Source organism: Eubacterium sp. BL-380-WT-2B, assembly GCF_009696115.1.
In the GTDB taxonomy this organism is placed as follows: Bacteria; Bacillota; Clostridia; order Eubacteriales; family Eubacteriaceae; genus Eubacterium; species Eubacterium callanderi.
In genome coordinates, this window is the sequence record NZ_VUMP01000008.1 from 24,300 (window position 1) to 41,738 (window position 17,439).

Sequence of the window (17,439 nt, forward strand, 5' to 3'; positions counted from 1 at the left end):
TTTTCCTTGACGTTTATTTTTTTCTGTGATAATATTTAGACAATTGGTGAGTGACTATGAGTAAAATTGACTTTGGAAAATTTCAAATGATTCCGTCCATCAGACGGCTTAATGATTTAGAGGTGGCCCTCAAAAGTTCGAGGGAGATCGTCCTCCTGACCGAAGCCAATATCGCCAATCTGCAGTCCCTGGTGGAGATGGTCCACCAAAACGGCAAGGACGCCTGGGTAAACCTGGAGCTTCTCGGAGGCTTTGGACGTGACCAGGTGGGCATGAAGCTGCTGAAAAACTATTACAGGGTGGACGGCGTTATGTCGACCGACAGCACCAAGCTCGGCATGGCCAGGCGGTGCGGCCTGGTAACAGTGCAGCGTTTCTTTATTGTCGATTCAAGGGGCTTTGATACCAGCCTGAGGATTCTGGAATCCGCCAAGGTCGATGCAGCCGAAGTGCTGCCCGCTGTAGCGGCCCTCGGCTTTGTAGACGAGCTGAAACGGGTATCCCGGATTCCGCTGTTGGCAGGAGGCTTTATCCAGACCGCTGAGATGATCGAAAAGGTACAGCGTGCCGGTTTCGCAGGGATCACCATCAGCAAAAGGGCTTTCTGGTAAACTTTTAAAAACAAAATAGTAATGCATGGATGGTTTTTGGTGAGTCCTGCTTAATAGACACACAGTGTACAAGGGGTGTAAGACTGTGGGTTTATTAAGCGGGACTTTTTTTCGTATTATTTTGGGGGACCGGGCCTGCAGACAGGCCCGGAAATTGTGAACCATCGGCTAAAAGCCGAAAATATAGATCCATGAAAGGGGTTTAAAAACAATGGGAAAATATTTACTTGGTTTAGACAACGGGGGGACAATGACAAAGGCGGCGCTGTACGACCTGAACGGTAAGGAAATCGCGGTTTCCAGCCGGAAAACAGAAATGTACCAGCCAGCGCCTGGTTTTACCGAAAGAGATTGTGAAGAAATGTGGGCTGCCAATGTCGGCGCGATCCGCGCAGTGCTGGAACAGTCCGGCATCAGCGGCGAAGAAGTATTGGGCGTGGCCGCCACCGGCCACGGTAACGGCATGTACCTTATGGGCTATGACGGGAGAGCACCCTACAACGGGATGATCTCAACCGACTCCAGAGGCAAGCAGTACGCCATTGACTGGATGAAGGACGGCACCTTTGAAAAAATCCTGCCAAAGACCATGCAGTCAGTATGGGCCGGCCAGCCGACCACACTGCTCCGCTGGTTCATGGATAACCGTCCGGATGTGCTGGAAAAGACCCAGTGGATTTTCATGTGCAAGGACTATATCCGTTATAAGCTGACCGGCGAAGCCTACGGCGAAATCGCCGATATGTCGGGCTCCAGCCTCATGAATGTCCGCGATGTGTGCTACGACAAGGACCTGCTGGCCGATATGGGCCTCGAAAGCATTTATGACAAGCTGCCGCCGCTCAAGTATTCCGGCGAAATCTGCGGCTATATCACCGAGGACGTGGCAGGGCTGACAGGCTTAAAGGCTGGAACGCCAGTGGCCGGCGGCTGTATGGACATCCATGCCTCCGCCATGGCTGTGGGCATCACCGATGAAGAAAAAATGTGTGTGGTAGCAGGTACCTGGAGCATTAATGAGTACATCAGCAAAAAGCCAGTGGTGGATAAGGATCTGTTTATGACCTCAATCTACACCATGCCGGGCTACTGGATGATCCTGGAAGGCAGCCCGACCTCTGCCAGCAACCTCGAATGGTTCCTGGCAGAAATCCTGAAGGACGTGAACCTGGGCGACAAGGACATTTACGAATATTCCAACAAGTGTGTAGACGGCATCGGCGACCAGGACTGCGGCGTGGTATTCCTGCCCTTCCTGTTCGGCAGCAATGTTAACATTAACGCCAAGGGCGCCTTTATCGGGCTGCAATCCTGGCACACCCGCGAAAACCTGCTGCGCGCTGTCTACGAAGGCATTGTCTTCTGCCACAAATACCACATCGAAAAGCTGCTCAAGTTCAGAGACCAGCCCAAGATGATCCGTATGGCCGGCGGCGTCGCCAAATCTGAAATCTGGGTTCAGATGTTTGCCGATATCCTTCAGGTGCCTATTGAAGTGGCCAGAAGCCAGGAGCTCGGTGCTTTAGGCTCAGCCATCTGCGCCGGTATCGCGACTGGAACCTTTGATTCCTTCCAGTCCGCGTCCGAGTCCATGGTCGACATTATGTACACCGCCGAACCAAACCCGGAAAAATTCGCCGAGTATGACAAAAAATACGCGCGGTACAAAAAAGTCATCGAAGCCCTTGACCCGATCTGGGACGAGTATTGAAGCTGAATCCGGTTTCTGAAAGAAACCGGTAGGACGAAGGAGCGTGAGCGGTCGTCCGGCAATGAAGCAAATGCAGATAATCCAGAAATGCTCCAAGTTTGAAATAAAAATTTCTGGATTATCTGTAAACAATTGAAAGGGGATGGCGTGCCGGTCCGGCACACCATCCCTCACAGAAAAGTTGAAAACTGAAAATGGAAAAGGACAGCACCAAGCCGTCCGTTTTCCACTTTCAATTTCCAATTGACAAAAAAGGGGTGCAAAAATGGATTTAAAATTAAAAGGAAAAAACGCAGTGGTCACCGGAGCCTCCAGGGGTGTGGGACGGGCCATTGCACTGGGACTGGCAAAGGAAGGGGTTAACCTCGTCATCTGCGCCAGCCGTATGGGAGCTGCCATCGAAGAAGTGGCAAAGGAAGCAGAAAGCTACGGTGTCAAAGCGACCGCGCTGGCGGCGGATCTCGGGTCCTCTGAGAGCACGCTGGCCTTTATGCAGGAAGCCGAACGGCTTCTGGGCGATCTGGACATTCTGGTCAACAACGCAGGCATCTGGCTCCAGGGCTGGTGCCAGGAAATCCCGCTTGAAGACTGGCAGCGTTCACTGGATGTCAACCTGACTGGGCCATTTTTAACCTCTCAGTATTTTGCAAAATCCAATCTGGGCAAGGGGCGTCCGGGCAGGATTATCAACATCAATTCCCAGGCTGCTTTTAACGGCTCCACCACCGGCCATGCCCACTACGCGGCCAGCAAGGCCGGCATGGTCGCCCTGACCATCTCCATGGCCAGAGAGCTTTCCCCCAGGGGGATCACGGTTAACGGCATTGCCTTAGGTATCGTCGCCACCGACATGACAAAGGAATCCCGCGAGAACAAGCCCGGCTACTACGAAAGCCGTATCCCTCTGGGCCGTGTGGCCGAGCCCGAGGACATCGCAAACATTGTCGTGTTCATGGCCTCAGAGCCAGCCGGGTACCTGACGGGGACCACGCTGGACGCCACTGGCGGCATGCTTATGCGGTAAAAACCGGCCAGAGACCGCCATCGCTGCGTTGTTGCCTGAACGGGTGCGGTTACATATGCGCAATATGCGCCCTTGCCCTTATCCGGCAGACGCCTTGCGCTTACGGCCTCTGACGCAGTTTTGGGCTCTGGCATTATTTAATTGGTTAAACGAGTATTAAAGAGTATAGTTAAGGAGTTTGCAATGAAAAATTACGATGTAATCATTATCGGCGGGGGCATCACCGGTACCGGGATCGCCCACGAGCTGGCAAAGTATGATGTGAAAACAGCCCTGATGGAGCGGGGAATGGATGTGGGCATTGGCGCCACCAAGGGAAACGGCGGAGTCGTCCACCCGGGGTACGACCCGCATCCGGGCACCCTGAAGGCCAAGCTGAACCCGGCAGGCGCCAGAATGTACCCGAAGCTCTCCAAGGAACTGGGCTTTGACCTGCGCCATACCGGCACCCTGGTCGTCGCATATTCCGACGCCGACCTGAAAAAGGTGGACGAGCTTTTGGACAACGCCAAAGTCAATGGGGTTGACCAGGTAGAAAAAATCAACGGCGAGCAGCTCAGAAACCGCGAGCCGTTCATGAACCCGGCAGCAGTGGGGGCGCTGCTGGCCCACACCACCACCATGATCGACCCCTTCGAGGTCGCCATCGCCTTTGCCGACAACGCCAAGGATAACGGCACCGACATTCTGACAAACCATGAGGTTCTGGGCATTACCAAGGATGAGGACGGCCTCTTTACCGTGCACACCTCAGCCGGAGATTACAGAACCCGCTACGTGGTCGACGCCGCCGGTGTCCACGCCGACGATGTGGCCGCCCTGGCAGGCATTCACGAGTACCGCGTGCAGGGCCGTCACGGCAATATCTGTGTGCTGGACAAGGAGCTCTCTACCCCCATCAGCACGGTTATGTTCCCGTGCCCAAGCCCGGAAACCAAAGGCCTGGCCCTGATCCCGACCGTCTCTGGCAACACCCTCATCGGTTCCACTGCCACCATGAAGGACGACAAAGAAGATGTGACCAACGACGCCGAGGGCATTAATGAATTGATCGCTGGCGCCAGACATCTGGTGCCGGATATTGACATCAGCAAAATTATCCGTACCTTTGCCGGCCAGCGCCCTGTAGCGCTGGACAACGGCAACGACTTTTACATCGCAGAGTCCGAGACCGTGCCAGGCTTCATCCATGCAGCCGGTATTCAGTCACCCGGAGCTGCCTCCTCACCAGCCATTGCCGAGTATGTCCGCGATCTGCTGGCAGACGCAGGCCTTGAGCTCAAAAAACGTGAGGGCTACAACCCTTACCGTGAGCCCGCGCCGGATTTCAGCAAGCTTTCCGTTGAAGAACAGGACGCGCTCATCCGAAAAGACCCGGCCTATGGCCGTATCGTCTGCCGCTGCGAAACGGTGACCGAGGGCGAAATCGTCGCTGCCATTCACGAGGGCGTGGGCGCTAAGACAGTCGAGGCGGTTAAGCGCCGGACCAGAGCCGGTATGGGACGCTGCCAGAGCGGCTTCTGCCAGTACCGCGTCATGCAGATTTTAGCCAGAGAGCTGGGGATTCCAGAAGAAGAAGTCCACTTCGAGGAAAAAGCTTCGCAGGTACTGTTTGGAAAACTGAAGGGTTAAGGAGAGTAGAGCAATGAAAATTTTAGATTATGATGTCGTCATTATCGGCGGCGGCCCTGCGGGTCTGGGCGCTGCAGTTAAAGCAAAGGAAAACGGCGCCCGGGTAGCGGTCATCGAGAGAAACGATGAGCTGGGCGGTATCTTAAACCAGTGTATTCACAGCGGTTTCGGTCTTCAGTACTTTAAAGAGGAGCTGACAGGGCCGGAATATGCCGAGCTGTTTATCAATAAAGCCAAAGAAGCCGGTATTGACTGCTATTTAAAGACCATGGTCCTGGATATTACAGAAGACCGCAAGGTCACAGCGATCAATGAAGAAGGCACAGTCATTTTCAATGCGGGAGCCGTGGTTTTAGCCATGGGCTGCCGCGAGCGAACAAGAGGGGCAATTAAGATCCCGGGATCAAGACCGGCCGGTGTTTTTACGGCAGGCCTGGCTCAGCGCTATGTGAATATGGAAAACTTTAAACCGGGCAGCAGGGTTGTCATTCTGGGCTCCGGCGATATCGGCCTCATCATGGCCAGACGCCTGACCCTGGAGGGCATCGACGTTGTGGGTGTGTACGAGCTGATGCCGTACCCCAACGGCCTGTACCGTAATATTAAAAATTGTCTGGACGATTTTAATATTCCGCTGCACCTGTCCACTACGGTTACCAAAATCAACGGCAGTGACCGGGTTCAATCCATTGAGGTCACCAAGGTTGACGAAAACCTTCAGCCGGTAGAGGGGACTGAAGAAACCATAGAGTGCGATACACTTTTACTGTCCATTGGTCTGATCCCGGAAAATGAGTTGTCAAAGAAAGCGGGCGTAGAGCTGAACCCGGTTACGAACGGCCCGTTGGTCGACGACTCGCTTGAAACAAACGTCGCCGGTATTTTTGCTTGCGGTAATGTGCTCCATGTCCACGACCTCGTCGACAATGTTACCATGGAGGCAGAGGAGGCCGGCGCGAGCGCTGCCCGTTACGCCAAGGCGGCTAAAGCGAAGGAAGGAGACGCCATCGCTGTTAAGCCGGAAGGGCTTGTGCGTTACACTGTGCCTTCAAAAATTTATAAAGGTGAAAATGACCATGTCATTGTCAAGTTCCGTGTGGGCCGCCCGGTGGACAATGCCAGAGCCGTAATCACAAGCGGCGGCGAGGTAGTCTTTGAAAGCAGGAAAGACCGGAAGTTTATCCCGAGCATCATGGAAGAAATCAAGCTGAAAGCAGAGCAGCTGGAGGCGCTTACAGAGCCCCTGGTAGTGATTGTAAAGGAGGCGTAAAAATATGAAAGAAGTAACAATGTGCTGTACAACCTGCCCGTCTGGCTGCGCCCTGGTGGTGACAGTGGACGGTGACAAGGTCGTAAAGGTTGAAGGAAACACCTGCAAACGCGGGATCAAATTTGCCGAAAAGGAACTGGTAGCGCCTGAAAGAATGCTCACCAGCACTATTCTGGTGCGCTGCGGCGGCCAGGAATGCCTGATCCCCATCAAGTCGAAGGAGCCCATGCCAAAGGATAAAATGTTGGACGCCATGACCGCCATCAAAGCGGTGCGCCTGGATCACCCGGTTAAAATGGGCGAGGTCATTATCCCGAATATTGTGGACTGCGGCGTTGATATTGTCGCCTGTAAGTCGATGGAAGGGCAGGCCTGAAGATGTTAGTAACCCTGAACGAAATCATGAAGGATGCCTACGCCAAAAAGTACGCGGTGGGGGCCTTCAATACCGTTAATCTCGCCAGTATCCGCGCGGTGCTGGATGCGGCCGAAAAGCTGGATGCGCCGGTTATTTTACAGCATGCCCAGATCCATGAGCGCATTGCGCCCCTCAAGGTCATCGGGCCCGTCATGCTGGAAATGGCCAAGGCGGCCCAGGTACCCGTCTGTGTGCATCTGGACCACGGCGAAGACATCGACTACCTGCTCTCCGCCATGGAAATGGGCTTTACCTCTGTCATGTTTGACGGCTCGGCCCTGCCCTATGATGAAAATGTGGCAGGAACCCGCGCGGTGGTACAGGCCGCTGCCAATTATAATGTCTCTGTCGAGGCAGAGCTGGGCCGCGTCCTGCGGCCAGAGGGCGGCGGAGAAACCTCCGGGGAAGAAGCAGACCTCACACCAGAGGACTGTTACACCAAGCCCGGGGAAGCCCAGGCCTTTGTGGAGGCCACAGGCATCGACGCTCTGGCTATCGCTTTTGGCACAGCCCACGGCGTGTACGAAGCCGAGCCAAAGCTGGATTTTAGCCGCATCGCGGAAATCCGCAGGGCTGTGAACATGCCTCTGGTTATGCACGGCGGCTCCGGCGTCGGCGATGCTGACTTTAGAGAGGCCATTAAAAACGGCATTACCAAGGTTAACTATTTTACCTATATGTCCTTAGCCGGCGGCGACGCCGTCAAGGCCTTTTTAAAGGAAAACGCGGCCCGGGCCGAGGTTCGTTACGACGAGCTGGCCGAAGCCGCCAGGATCGCAATGCAGGCCCATGCCGAGCATGCCATTGGGATCTTTACAAAACAAGCCTAATCCAAATCATTGTTAGTATAAACCCTGTGAAAGCCGCCGGCGCATCCTCCCCGATCAGTCCGGCGGCTTTTACGCAGGCTTCTTTAAGAATTCTTTACTTTACAGGGCAAGGGCGTTCCGGTATAATTAAAGAGATATTAATCTTCTTTGTTTTCAACAAAGAGCTTTTTCAATCAGTTTAAGGAGGTTGAATATGAAAGCAAGCGGAAAAACCTTTATCAAGGTTACAGCAATTATTCTTATTATTTTAGGTGCCTTTTCTGCTTTAACCGGGGCACTGTCCATGGCTGGCAGCAGCATGATGGGCTCTGTGGCAAACGACCCGGCTGTACAGGACGCCCTCGCACAGGCAGGCTCATCGGTTTCTACAGACGAGCTCGCGCGTATGGCCATGATCAGCGGCGGCATGCTGCTGGGAATGGGGATCTTGTATCTGGTCGTTGGCATCTTAGGCGTTATCTTTGCCAAGAACACCGGAAAAGCCAAGCTTTTAATGGTTCTCGGCGGGATCGTAGCCGTTCTGGCCATTGTCAGCACCGTGATCAATATTATTAACGGCGCCAGCATGAGCGGCGTTTTTATGGACCTGGCCTTTATCGTGCTCGCCGGCCTGTACTTCCTGGGCGCCAAGCTCAATAACGATGACGCCAAAGCCGAAATGGCCGCCGCGCAAGCCATAGAAACAGTCGAAGTCGAAATCATTGAGGACGACCAGGACGAAGAAAAGTAGAACCAGGGAAAAAATGATTAAAAGCATCCGTGAGGGTGCTTTTTTATTTTTGGGACTTAAAATTCATTTTGAAAGTTAAATTTTTAAGATATTTCACAAGAAAATTAATTTTTTAAATAGCTATATTAATATTATTAAAATAATAATTGACAATATTGATTTTTAGGTTTATATTATAGATATCAAAGAGAGAAGGTGATGTGATGTACCAGGTAATTAGCCGATGCCCTGTGTGCGGCGGCAGGCTTAAAGCCGTTAAGCTCCAGTGCGAAAATTGCGATACCGCCATCGAAAATGATTTCTGCCTGAGCAAATTCGATTATCTTTCCGCAGAGGATCTGTTTTTCGCCGAGACCTTTCTGGTCTGCCGGGGTAATATCAAGGAAGTGGAAAAACGACTGAAGATTTCCTACCCGACTGTCCGCTCCCGTCTGGACGGGATCATCGAGAAGCTTGGCGGAAAACCCGAGAGTCCGCCGCCGGTTTCCGAAGCGCGGAAAAAAGAGATACTGGACGCTCTGGAAAACGGAGAGATCACGCCCGAGGAAGCGCTGGAACAGATGAAGGAAACCGAGTAGCAGAGACAAGGCAAAGCAGGCATTAAAATTTGAACGCAGACCCGGACAGGGCTGCAGAAAAGAGGAATAACAATGGAAGAAAAAATGAGAATATTAAAAATGGTAGAAGAAGGCAAAATTTCTGCCGAGCAGGCAGTGGGCCTGTTAGACGCGCTGGGCCAGGCAGTCCCGGCCGAAGTCCCGGCAGAAGCCCCGGCAGGCGGCTGGGTCGAACCGGTGAGCGCCCTAGGAGGAGGCTACGATGATAAAATGCTGCGGGTGGTGGTGGACACCCCGGAGGGGGACAAGGTGAACGTACAGCTTCCAGTTAAAATTGTACAGCAGATGCTCAAGGTTACCGGGAAACTGCCAATCCAGTGGGAAGGCTCTGAGAAAATTGACCTGGAAGCCCTGACTACCGCCATTCTGGAATGTATTGATAATGAAACCCTGGGGACCATTGTGGATGTGAGCGCATCCGACGGCTCAACCGTTAAAGTCTACATCGGCTGACCCGGGAGGAAGAACCTATGCGCGTTATAGTGCACGAAGGCAGCCTGAGGCTGCGGCTGCCCATTCCGCTGCGGCTGGCCTCGCTGGCCGTTAATCTGGTACCGGAGGCGGCCTTTGTCAAAATGCGGGAATCGGTTCCCGAGCCCTTTCAGGAACTGCTCACAAAGGAGTATTTTAAGGTGGTCGTGCGGGACTGTGTTTCTGTTTTAAGGCAGTATAAGGGCCTCGAAATCGTCCATGTCGAGGCTAAGGACGGCACCTATGTCTCCATCCGCATCTGACGGATGGGGACAGGGCCAAGATAAATATTTATCCTCGATAAAACGATTGCAAAATGCTATACTAAAGCAAAAGCTGCTTTAGTATTTTTGTTTTGGAAAGAGGTGTGAACAATGAAACAGGAAATTCACCGTATACGGGGCGGCCTGCTGGCCATTATGTTTATCCTGCTGTACGCGGCGATTGAGGCTTTTTATGCCGTATATCTTAGCGCGGCAAATCAAAGCTTTTCAGAGAATGGCGGTGTGGTGGCAGTGCCCAGCTATCTCCGGGCCATGTTCTGGGTGTACCTGGTGCTCTTAGAGGGATTGGTCGGCGGCATTGCCAATGATTTTAAACGCCGTAAAGCCCATTTGTCGGTTTTCAACCTGACCGTGGGTATTGTGATGGTGGCTCTGGGCGCGTCCCTCACCACCCTTATCGCTGTCGTCCCTATGCGGGCTTCCCTCGCCAATGCTTCCAGCGGCCTTTTCCTTTTCGGCGGGGTATTTTTGTATAAGGGGCTGCGCAGCGCCCCCAACCCTGAGCCGGTCTCCAAAAAAATCATGAACCTGATCCTGGCCATTATTCTGATCCTGCTCTTTGTCGTTGCTTACGATCAGCTCCAGGCCTATATGACAGGGGCCATGGCAGCTGTGAGCATGGAGGAAAGAGTCGGGGTAATTGTGTACTACAATTTTCTGGTCACGCCGCTGCTGACCCTGCTCATGGCCGCTGGCGCCTGCTTTGTTGCCTGGTTCCGCATGCCGCGGCCAGCCTTTGACGTGAGGCATCTGCTTTTTGCCCTGGTCTGTCTGGTGCTTTACGGAGGAATAGTTTATATGATACTGGACGGACAGTTTTTTTGATTCAATGACGAAAAGCCTGCCAGATCTGTATAAAATTGAAATTGTAAAGAGCGCCTGCGTGTCACTGTCCGTCACCCTGCCTGTATTTTCGGGGCTCTACCTCCTCAAGGCTTTTTTAAGGGGTTTGCCAGAGGTCTGGATTAAAAAAGGCGGCAGGAGCAGTAAAAAGAAATAAGCGAAAAGCCCCGAATGACAAAAAATTCCACGTAATTTCTCGCTTTTTTTAAAAAACCAGCGGATAGTATGTTATAATAAGGGATAAGTAAACATTGACAATTGTTTAACTAAGAGCAATTCCAAATGGGAGGGAAAAATGAGTTTTATTAAAGAATATGCTGAAAAACTGGTAACGGCAGAAGAAGCGGTCAAGGTTGTAAAATCCGGCGACTGGCTGGATTACGGCTGGTGCTCCGCCACAGCAAGAGAGCTGGACAAGGCACTGGCAGCCTATATGGTCGAAAACGACCTGGTTGACCTCAAAATTCGCGGCGGTATCCTGATGTGGGTGCCCGAGATTTTTAAAATTGAAAACCCGGCAGACCATATCACCTGGAATTCCTGGCACATGAGCGGCGTCGAAAGAAAAGCCATTGCCCAGGGCTTCGCTTACTACACACCAATCCGTTACTCCGAAATGCCGAGATACTACAGAGATTCCAAGCAGGATGTGGACGTGGCCATGTTCCAGGTCGCACCGATGGATGATCACGGTTATTTCAACTTCGGCCCCAATGCCTCACACATGATGGCAATGTGCGAACGTGCAAAAACAATCATCGTTGAAGTCAATAAAAATATGCCGAGATGCCTTGGCGGCTTTGAAGAAGCCATCCACATCTCTCAGGTTGATAATATCGTCGAAGGCCCCAATCCCCTCATGGCAGAGCTGGGTGCCGGCGGTCCTGCAACCGACGTTGATAAAAGAGTCGCAGAGCTGATTGTAGAAGAAATTCCCAACGGCGCATGCCTCCAGCTTGGTATCGGGGGAATGCCAAACGCTGTCGGGTCACTCATCGCCGAATCCGACCTGAAGGATCTGGGCGTTCATACCGAAATGTACGTCGACGCCTTTGTCGATATTGCAAAAGCCGGCAAAATTAACGGCTCCAAGAAAAACATCGACCGCTTCCGCCAGACCTATGCCTTTGGCGCAGGTACCCAGAAGCTGTATGACTACATCCACGACAATCCGCAGTGCATGAGCGCGCCGGTAGATTATACCAACGATATCCGCTCCATTTCTGCCATTGATAATTTCATGTCCATCAACAACGCTGTTGACGTCGACCTCTTTGGTCAGGTCAGCTCAGAATCCTCCGGGATCAAGCACATCAGCGGCGCCGGCGGACAGCTCGACTTTGTGCTGGGCGCTTACCTGTCAAACGGCGGAAAGAGCTTTATCTGCTGCTCCTCCACCTTTATGACCAGAGACGGCGAAATGAAATCCCGTATCGTACCGACCCTGCAGCCAGGCTCCGTTGTTACCGACACCCGCGCGAACATCCACTACCTGGTAACCGAATACGGCAAGGTTAATCTCAAGGGCCTGTCCACCTGGGAAAAATGTGACGCCATCATTTCCGTCGCCCACCCGGATTTCCGCGACGAGCTCATCGAAGAAGCCGAAAAAATGCACATCTGGAGAAGAACCAACAAGGATAACTAAAACATTTAAGGACCAGCCTAAACCGGCTGGTCTTTTTTTGTGGATGCCCGCATTGCCGGCGTCCGATATGGACGAATTTGATCCCGTTGTTTAAGAAAGCTTTAATGTATGTAAAAAGATGCAGTATCCGCAAGCCCGCTAAGACAGCGGCCTATGATGAACAGAAATATTTCCTTGTTAAACAGATAACTAACAAAAGAAACTTTTATCTGAAATTCCTTGATTTTAAAGGATTAACCGACTATAATAATAGACACAGCCAAAGCGCATATTGACAGATAAAGAGAAAAGTTCATTTGTATGGCGATTGCCAGTACGGCGGAGGCAGATGATCAAATTTGTCCCGCGTGATGTTGGAATGTTAGGAGCCTTTAATTTAAAATGAAAACGGATAATACAATCAAGAAGGAATATGCAACCTGGGAAGAATTTCAAGACAGGCTTGAGCATGATATGGCAGTGATGAATAACGTGGAAAAAACCAGGAAAAGCAGGGTCACCATTATTTTTAAAACCGCTGTTGTCAACGGGCAAACCGGAAAAATCGAAGTCAGCTTTAAAAAACAGAAAGACAGAAAATATACAAAGAAGCCAGGAGCCATACTGCCAGGACTGAAGCATACCTGCCAGAAAATCTAAACGCAAAAGAGATGAAGTGCCAAAAGGGCGCCTCATCTCTTTTTTGTTTCAGGGCCTGGCAGAATCGGCCAGGTTTTTATAGGCAGTTCCCCAGTCCACCATAGAGTCGAGAATGGGCTTCAGGCTGTAGCCGGTCTGGGTCAGGGTATATTCGACCCTTGGGGGCACCTCGGGATAGACAGTGCGGGTGAGCAGGCCGCAGGCCTCCATATCCCTCAGGTTAGAGGTCAGCACCTTCTGGGTAATGGTCCCGATGGATTTTTTAAGCTCACTGAAACGGCGGGTGCCGTCCATCAGGTCCCGCAAAATTAAAACCTTACATTTACTGCCGATGAGCATCAGCGTGGTTTCGACAGGACAGGCCGGAAGAGGTCGGTCGTTCATTTTTTCACCAGCTTTCCTTGGATTAACCGCTTGGTATCTTAATGATACTTGCATAGAAAAGTATATCAGCTTTTGGATAAGATTTCAACCCTGGTATCCTTCAGGAAACCAGGCTACTATTTTGTGCCTGCTTCACAAAGGGTCCTCTGTGCATTACAATACAGGAAAGAAGAAAGGAGCCAATATAAACCGAAACGAGTAAATGCTTTGGCTGATCACCGCTCTGCGGCCAGAATATAACAATATCAAAATTCTGGAGACAGGGGAAGAAAGGTGGCGCCTGTGCAGGAGGGGCTGTACCTTTGGCAGGGCGATATCACCACCCTTCAGGCCGACGCCATTGTGAATGCGGCCAACAGTCAGCTGCTAGGCTGCTTTGTACCCAGCTACAGATGTATCGATAACGTCATCCACACCTACGCCAGCGTCCAGCTGCGCCAGGCCTGCCACGAGCTTATGGTTCGGCAGGAGACGCCATAACCCACCGGAGCAGCTAAAATCACCCCGGGTTATAACCTTCCCGCGGATTGGGTGCTTCACACTGTCGGCCCCATTGTCAGCGGCGGGCTGACAGATGGACACTGCTATCAGGCCTGTCTGGCGCTGGCTGATGAAAAGGGCTTGCGCAGCCTGGCTTTTTACTGTATCTCTACTGGGGAATTTGATTTCCCACCGGAAAAGCCGCCGCCATTGCTGTGGAGACAGTAAAAGCGTTTATGCAGGGTGCCAGGAGCCTGAAAAAAGTTGTATTTAACGTCTATAAGGGCGAGAATTTGAAAATCTACCAGTCTCTGCTGAAAAAATGATGGATAGGTTAGCAGGATGGGCAGCTGTGTGTCGTTCAGCATGGCGCTGCACAGCTAGCACATGGTCCAGATTGATGATGTAGAGCCGATGGCTGTGTAAAAACTGGTCATCATCCAAAGTCTCCGGCATGTCCTGTCCGTGGGTACCTATGACGAGGTGGCCGGCGCGGCCAGAGAACTGGGGCCTGGGGTCATCGAGTACCCAGACCGGCAGTTTGACCACTGCGAAATCTGGAACTGAGAATAAAAAAGAAGTCTCGTGGTTTTTGAGACTTCTTTTTGGTCTATTCTGGGTTGTCGTTCACGGCTCCGCGCCGCAGAAAAGCCCATTTGGTTTCTGCGGTAATGACACCAAGAAAAATAACAACACAGCCGATGGCCATCATCAGCGTAAAATGATCCCCCAGCAGAATGATGGAGAAGATACTGCCAAAGACGGATTCCAGGCTCATGAGAATGGCCGCATGGGTCGAGCTGGTGTACTTCTGGGCCACTGTCTGAAGCAGGAATGCCAGGAAGGTACTGAACAGGCCCAAATAGACGGCGTTGAGCCAGCCTGCGGGCGAGATGTCAGTGGTCAGCTCACCGGAGAAAATGACATAGACCAGCGATGCCAGCGCTGTAAAGCCCAGCTGAATAACCGTCAGGGCTATGGGGTCGTGATCCTTTGAGAACACGCCCACCGAGACGATATGGCAGGCAAACAGGAAGGCGCACAGCAGGGTAAGGCCGTCACCCGCGCCAAAGCTGAAGCCTGTGCTGAAATCTGTGGTCAGCAGGGTAATGCCCAGCAGCATGATAAAGGCAGCGGCAAAATTGTAACGGTCAGGACGATGCTTTTTAACGGCCCAGAAGATAAAGGGTACCATCACCACATTGGTGGCGGTCAGGAACGCCTGCTTACCAGCCTGGATAAACTGCAGGCCAATGGTCTGGGCCGCGAAGGCTGTAAACAGAAAGAACCCGATAATGCACCCGGCCTTAAGCGTGTCCTTCGAAATGCCTCTGAGATGCTTGAAAAAGACAATAAACGCTATTAAAAAGGCCACTGTAAAACGGATCGCCATCACCATCATGGGAGTGGTGGCGGCAATGGCGTTTTTGGAGGCTACAAAGCCTGTCCCCCAGACAACCGCCACTACCAGCAGCCCAAGATCCGCCATCAGGCCTGTTTTCTTTGTTTTGTCCATGAAAAGCTCCTTTCTGAGATATAAGGTCTATTATAATAAAAATACATTTAAAGTACAAGTATAAGTAAAATTTTAAAATTCACGGTTCCTGCCTTTTACTATTTTGTAAAATCGTATATAATGGATATAAATAATTATGTACACGTCAGGTGAAAAATGAAATATATTTTAGTAAGACACGTAGAAACCTTCGGCAACGCAGAACACCGTCTAAACGGCCATACCGAATCCGATTATACGGACTTCGGGGTTAAGATGAAGGAAATGCTGGTGGATGAGCTGGTCGCTCTGAACACAAAAATTCCCTTTGATGAAATTTATGTCAGCCCTATTTCGCGGGCATACAAAATTGGGGAGGCAGTGGCAGAACGTTTGGACAGGTCTTTTACCCCGGACGACCGCCTCAAGGAATTTAACTTTGGTATTTTTGACGGACTGACTGCCGACGAGGCCATCGCGCTGGACAAAAAGATGTGGGATCGCTGGATGGACGACTACAACCATGTTACCCTGCCCGGGGGCGAGAACTATACTGAATATCACAACCGCATGAGCGCTTTTTTAGCCGAGTATGCCGAGGCCCACGCGGATAAAAATGTGCTCATCATCGCCCACGGCGGCACGGTGCACAGTCTGCTGGTTAATCTGCTGGACCTGCCGCTTCAGTCGAAATGGCATTTTAATATTAAGCTTGGCAGCATTACTGTGGTGGACTGCCCAGAGGGTTTTGGCATGCTGGAGGCACTTTACACACCAGATTATGACAGTATTAAACTAAATCCGTAAAATATCAGGAGGTTCATTTGGAAGAAATTACAAAGGACATTATGATTGAATCGCCGGAGACCCTATCTAAGGTTTTCGGTAAATATGACGAAAATATCAAGCTCATCGAGGGGCGTCTGAAGGTAGACGTCCTGGTGCGCGACAGTGCGCTCAAAATCCGCGGCGAGGGCAGGCGGGTAGAGGCGGCGGTAAGGGTCATTGAGGAAATGATCCGCACCATCGGAAGCCAAGGCGGCATAACAAAAGATAATACGGAGTATATCCTTACACTTCAGTCAAAGGGGTTGGAGAAGGAATACAGCGCCCTGAATGATGACATTATCTGCTATACCATGCGGGGCAAGCCTATCCGCAGCAAAACCCTGGGGCAGAAGCGCTATATTGACGCCATCCGCCATAACGACATCGTTTTTGGCATTGGCCCGGCAGGCACAGGCAAAACCTATCTGGCCATGGCCATGGCGATCACGGCTTTTAAAAACGGCGAGGTGGACCGCCTGATCCTGACCCGTCCGGCGGTGGAGGCTGGTGAAAAGCTGGGCTTCCTGCCTGGTGATTTGCAGGATAAGGTAGACCCTTATCTGCGTCCGCTGTACGATGCGCTTTTTGAAATCATGGGCGCCGAGGCCTTTGAAAAGAATATGGAAAAAGGGCTTATCGAGGTGGCGCCGCTGGCTTACATGCGCGGACGTACACTCGAAAATGCCTACATTATACTGGATGAAGCCCAGAACACCACGCCAGAGCAGATGAAAATGTTTCTGACCCGTTTTGGCCAGGGCTCTAAAATCGTGGTGACCGGGGATATTACCCAGATTGACCTGCCCGGCGGCAAGCGCTCCGGCCTTAAGGAGGTCCGCAGGATTCTGCGCGGCATTCCGGACATTGCCTTTATCGAGTTCTCACAGGACGATGTGGTGCGCCACCGTCTGGTTCAGCGCATCATCGAGGCCTATGACCGGAATGATAAGGCGAGAGAAAAGAAGCAGGAGCTTGAACTGGCTGAACAGCCAGATTAAGATGGTCAGGCCTTAAGAAGGAGGAGAGAAAAATTGCCATTAGAACTGGATTTGGAAATTGACAACCGGAGCGGGGTCGAGCTCGACGCATCGGTTTATGAAAAGGTTGAGGAATACATTATAATCACGCTTCAGCAGGAGAATGTTCTGGTGCCCTGTGAGATAAGCTTTTCGCTGGTGATACCTGAGGAAATCCAGGAGCTCAACGCCGAGTACCGAAACATTGATAAGGAAACCGACGTGCTGTCCTTTCCCATGCTGGAGTTCCCTGAGGATGAGGATATGCTCACCTATGAGACGGGAATCCCGGTTATGCTGGGGGACATCGTGATTTCAACCACGCGGGCAGCGGAGCAGGCAGAGGCGTACGGGCACAGCCTGGAGCGGGAAATCTGCTACCTGAGTGTGCACAGCGTGCTGCACCTGCTGGGCTACGACCATATGGAAGAGGACGAAAAAAGAGTGATGCGCGCCCGGGAAAAGGCCATTATGGGCGACGACTGACCATTTTTCAGTTAAGGGGGAG

20 protein-coding genes and 1 pseudogene are annotated in these 17,439 nt (G+C 51.8%); 19 read left to right on the forward strand and 2 right to left on the reverse strand.

All coding sequences use genetic code 11. The features are described 5' to 3' along the window. Positions 1-56: 56 nt before the first annotated feature. The 14 genes from FYJ53_RS16150 to FYJ53_RS16215 all read left to right on the forward strand — a co-directional run bounded on the left by FYJ53_RS16150 (position 57) and on the right by FYJ53_RS16215 (position 12,728). Complete coding sequence (locus tag FYJ53_RS16150) at positions 57-611, forward strand: glycerol-3-phosphate responsive antiterminator (RefSeq protein ID WP_148429371.1); 555 nt, start codon at positions 57-59, stop codon at positions 609-611. Between the two features lie 211 nt (positions 612-822). Further along, positions 823-2,322 carry an FGGY-family carbohydrate kinase gene (locus tag FYJ53_RS16155; protein ID WP_148429369.1) on the forward strand — a complete coding sequence of 500 codons (1,500 nt, stop codon included), beginning with the start codon at positions 823-825 and terminating at the stop codon, positions 2,320-2,322. A gap of 265 nt (positions 2,323-2,587) precedes the next feature. After that, on the forward strand, positions 2,588-3,346 hold the full coding sequence (locus tag FYJ53_RS16160) for an SDR family NAD(P)-dependent oxidoreductase (protein WP_148429368.1): 759 nt from the start codon (positions 2,588-2,590) through the stop codon (positions 3,344-3,346). Positions 3,347-3,529: 183 nt separating this feature from the next. Beyond that, entirely contained in the window at positions 3,530-4,978 is a 1,449-nt protein-coding gene (locus FYJ53_RS16165) for an NAD(P)/FAD-dependent oxidoreductase (protein WP_148429366.1), read from the forward strand. Between the two features lie 13 nt (positions 4,979-4,991). Beyond that, positions 4,992-6,248: an NAD(P)/FAD-dependent oxidoreductase gene (locus FYJ53_RS16170; RefSeq protein WP_148429364.1), complete on the forward strand. Its 1,257-nt coding sequence runs from the start codon at positions 4,992-4,994 to the stop codon at positions 6,246-6,248. A gap of 4 nt (positions 6,249-6,252) precedes the next feature. Then, complete coding sequence (locus tag FYJ53_RS16175) at positions 6,253-6,624, forward strand: DUF1667 domain-containing protein (protein ID WP_038351206.1); 372 nt, start codon at positions 6,253-6,255, stop codon at positions 6,622-6,624. A gap of 2 nt (positions 6,625-6,626) precedes the next feature. Further along, on the forward strand, positions 6,627-7,496 hold the full coding sequence (locus FYJ53_RS16180) for a class II fructose-bisphosphate aldolase (protein WP_090414286.1): 870 nt from the start codon (positions 6,627-6,629) through the stop codon (positions 7,494-7,496). Positions 7,497-7,689: 193 nt separating this feature from the next. Continuing rightward, positions 7,690-8,226, forward strand: a complete 537-nt coding sequence (locus FYJ53_RS16185; protein WP_013381160.1) for a hypothetical protein — start codon at positions 7,690-7,692, stop codon at positions 8,224-8,226. Between the two features lie 203 nt (positions 8,227-8,429). Next, on the forward strand, positions 8,430-8,804 hold the full coding sequence (locus FYJ53_RS16190; RefSeq protein ID WP_038351213.1) for a DUF2089 domain-containing protein: 375 nt from the start codon (positions 8,430-8,432) through the stop codon (positions 8,802-8,804). Positions 8,805-8,876: 72 nt separating this feature from the next. Further along, the gene (locus tag FYJ53_RS16195; protein WP_148429362.1) at positions 8,877-9,296 is read left to right on the forward strand and encodes a hypothetical protein; all 420 of its coding nucleotides are present in this window, start codon (positions 8,877-8,879) and stop codon (positions 9,294-9,296) included. Between the two features lie 17 nt (positions 9,297-9,313). After that, on the forward strand, positions 9,314-9,577 hold the full coding sequence (locus FYJ53_RS16200; protein WP_148429360.1) for a hypothetical protein: 264 nt from the start codon (positions 9,314-9,316) through the stop codon (positions 9,575-9,577). 111 nt (positions 9,578-9,688) lie between these two features. After that, the gene (locus FYJ53_RS16205; protein WP_148429357.1) at positions 9,689-10,423 is read left to right on the forward strand and encodes a hypothetical protein; all 735 of its coding nucleotides are present in this window, start codon (positions 9,689-9,691) and stop codon (positions 10,421-10,423) included. A 313-nt stretch (positions 10,424-10,736) separates the two neighbouring features. After that, positions 10,737-12,089: a butyryl-CoA:acetate CoA-transferase gene (locus FYJ53_RS16210; protein WP_154557486.1), complete on the forward strand. Its 1,353-nt coding sequence runs from the start codon at positions 10,737-10,739 to the stop codon at positions 12,087-12,089. Between the two features lie 381 nt (positions 12,090-12,470). After that, positions 12,471-12,728 (forward strand): hypothetical protein, encoded by a 258-nt coding sequence (locus FYJ53_RS16215; protein WP_090414294.1) that lies wholly within the window; start codon positions 12,471-12,473, stop codon positions 12,726-12,728. A 48-nt stretch (positions 12,729-12,776) separates the two neighbouring features. Here the strand turns inward: FYJ53_RS16215 and FYJ53_RS16220 are convergent, their stop codons facing one another. Continuing rightward, on the reverse strand, positions 12,777-13,112 hold the full coding sequence (locus FYJ53_RS16220; RefSeq protein ID WP_154557487.1) for a helix-turn-helix domain-containing protein: 336 nt from the start codon (positions 13,110-13,112) through the stop codon (positions 12,777-12,779). A 273-nt stretch (positions 13,113-13,385) separates the two neighbouring features. Here FYJ53_RS16220 and FYJ53_RS21535 point away from each other — a divergent pair, with 273 nt between their 5' ends. Together FYJ53_RS21535 and FYJ53_RS21540 are read left to right on the forward strand one after the other, a co-directional pair. Then, positions 13,386-13,592 carry an appr-1-p processing enzyme family domain protein gene (locus FYJ53_RS21535; protein WP_013381151.1) on the forward strand — a complete coding sequence of 69 codons (207 nt, stop codon included), beginning with the start codon at positions 13,386-13,388 and terminating at the stop codon, positions 13,590-13,592. A gap of 12 nt (positions 13,593-13,604) precedes the next feature. After that, a pseudogene (locus FYJ53_RS21540) lies at positions 13,605-13,820 on the forward strand (macro domain-containing protein); the annotation flags it as partial. Positions 13,821-14,202: 382 nt separating this feature from the next. On the opposite strand, the gene FYJ53_RS16230 reads toward FYJ53_RS21540, so the two are convergent. Beyond that, positions 14,203-15,108, reverse strand: coding sequence for a DMT family transporter (locus tag FYJ53_RS16230; RefSeq protein WP_013381149.1), 906 nt, complete (start codon positions 15,106-15,108; stop codon positions 14,203-14,205). A gap of 156 nt (positions 15,109-15,264) precedes the next feature. Here FYJ53_RS16230 and FYJ53_RS16235 point away from each other — a divergent pair, with 156 nt between their 5' ends. Genes FYJ53_RS16235 through ybeY form a run of 3 tightly spaced genes read left to right on the forward strand, consistent with a single transcriptional unit; the run spans position 15,265 to position 17,417 of the window. Further along, entirely contained in the window at positions 15,265-15,894 is a 630-nt protein-coding gene (locus tag FYJ53_RS16235; RefSeq protein ID WP_013381148.1) for a histidine phosphatase family protein, read from the forward strand. 17 nt (positions 15,895-15,911) lie between these two features. After that, positions 15,912-16,913, forward strand: coding sequence for a PhoH family protein (locus FYJ53_RS16240; protein ID WP_090414298.1), 1,002 nt, complete (start codon positions 15,912-15,914; stop codon positions 16,911-16,913). A 33-nt stretch (positions 16,914-16,946) separates the two neighbouring features. Next, complete coding sequence (gene ybeY / locus FYJ53_RS16245) at positions 16,947-17,417, forward strand: rRNA maturation RNase YbeY (RefSeq protein WP_013381146.1); 471 nt, start codon at positions 16,947-16,949, stop codon at positions 17,415-17,417. Positions 17,418-17,439 lie beyond the last annotated feature (22 nt).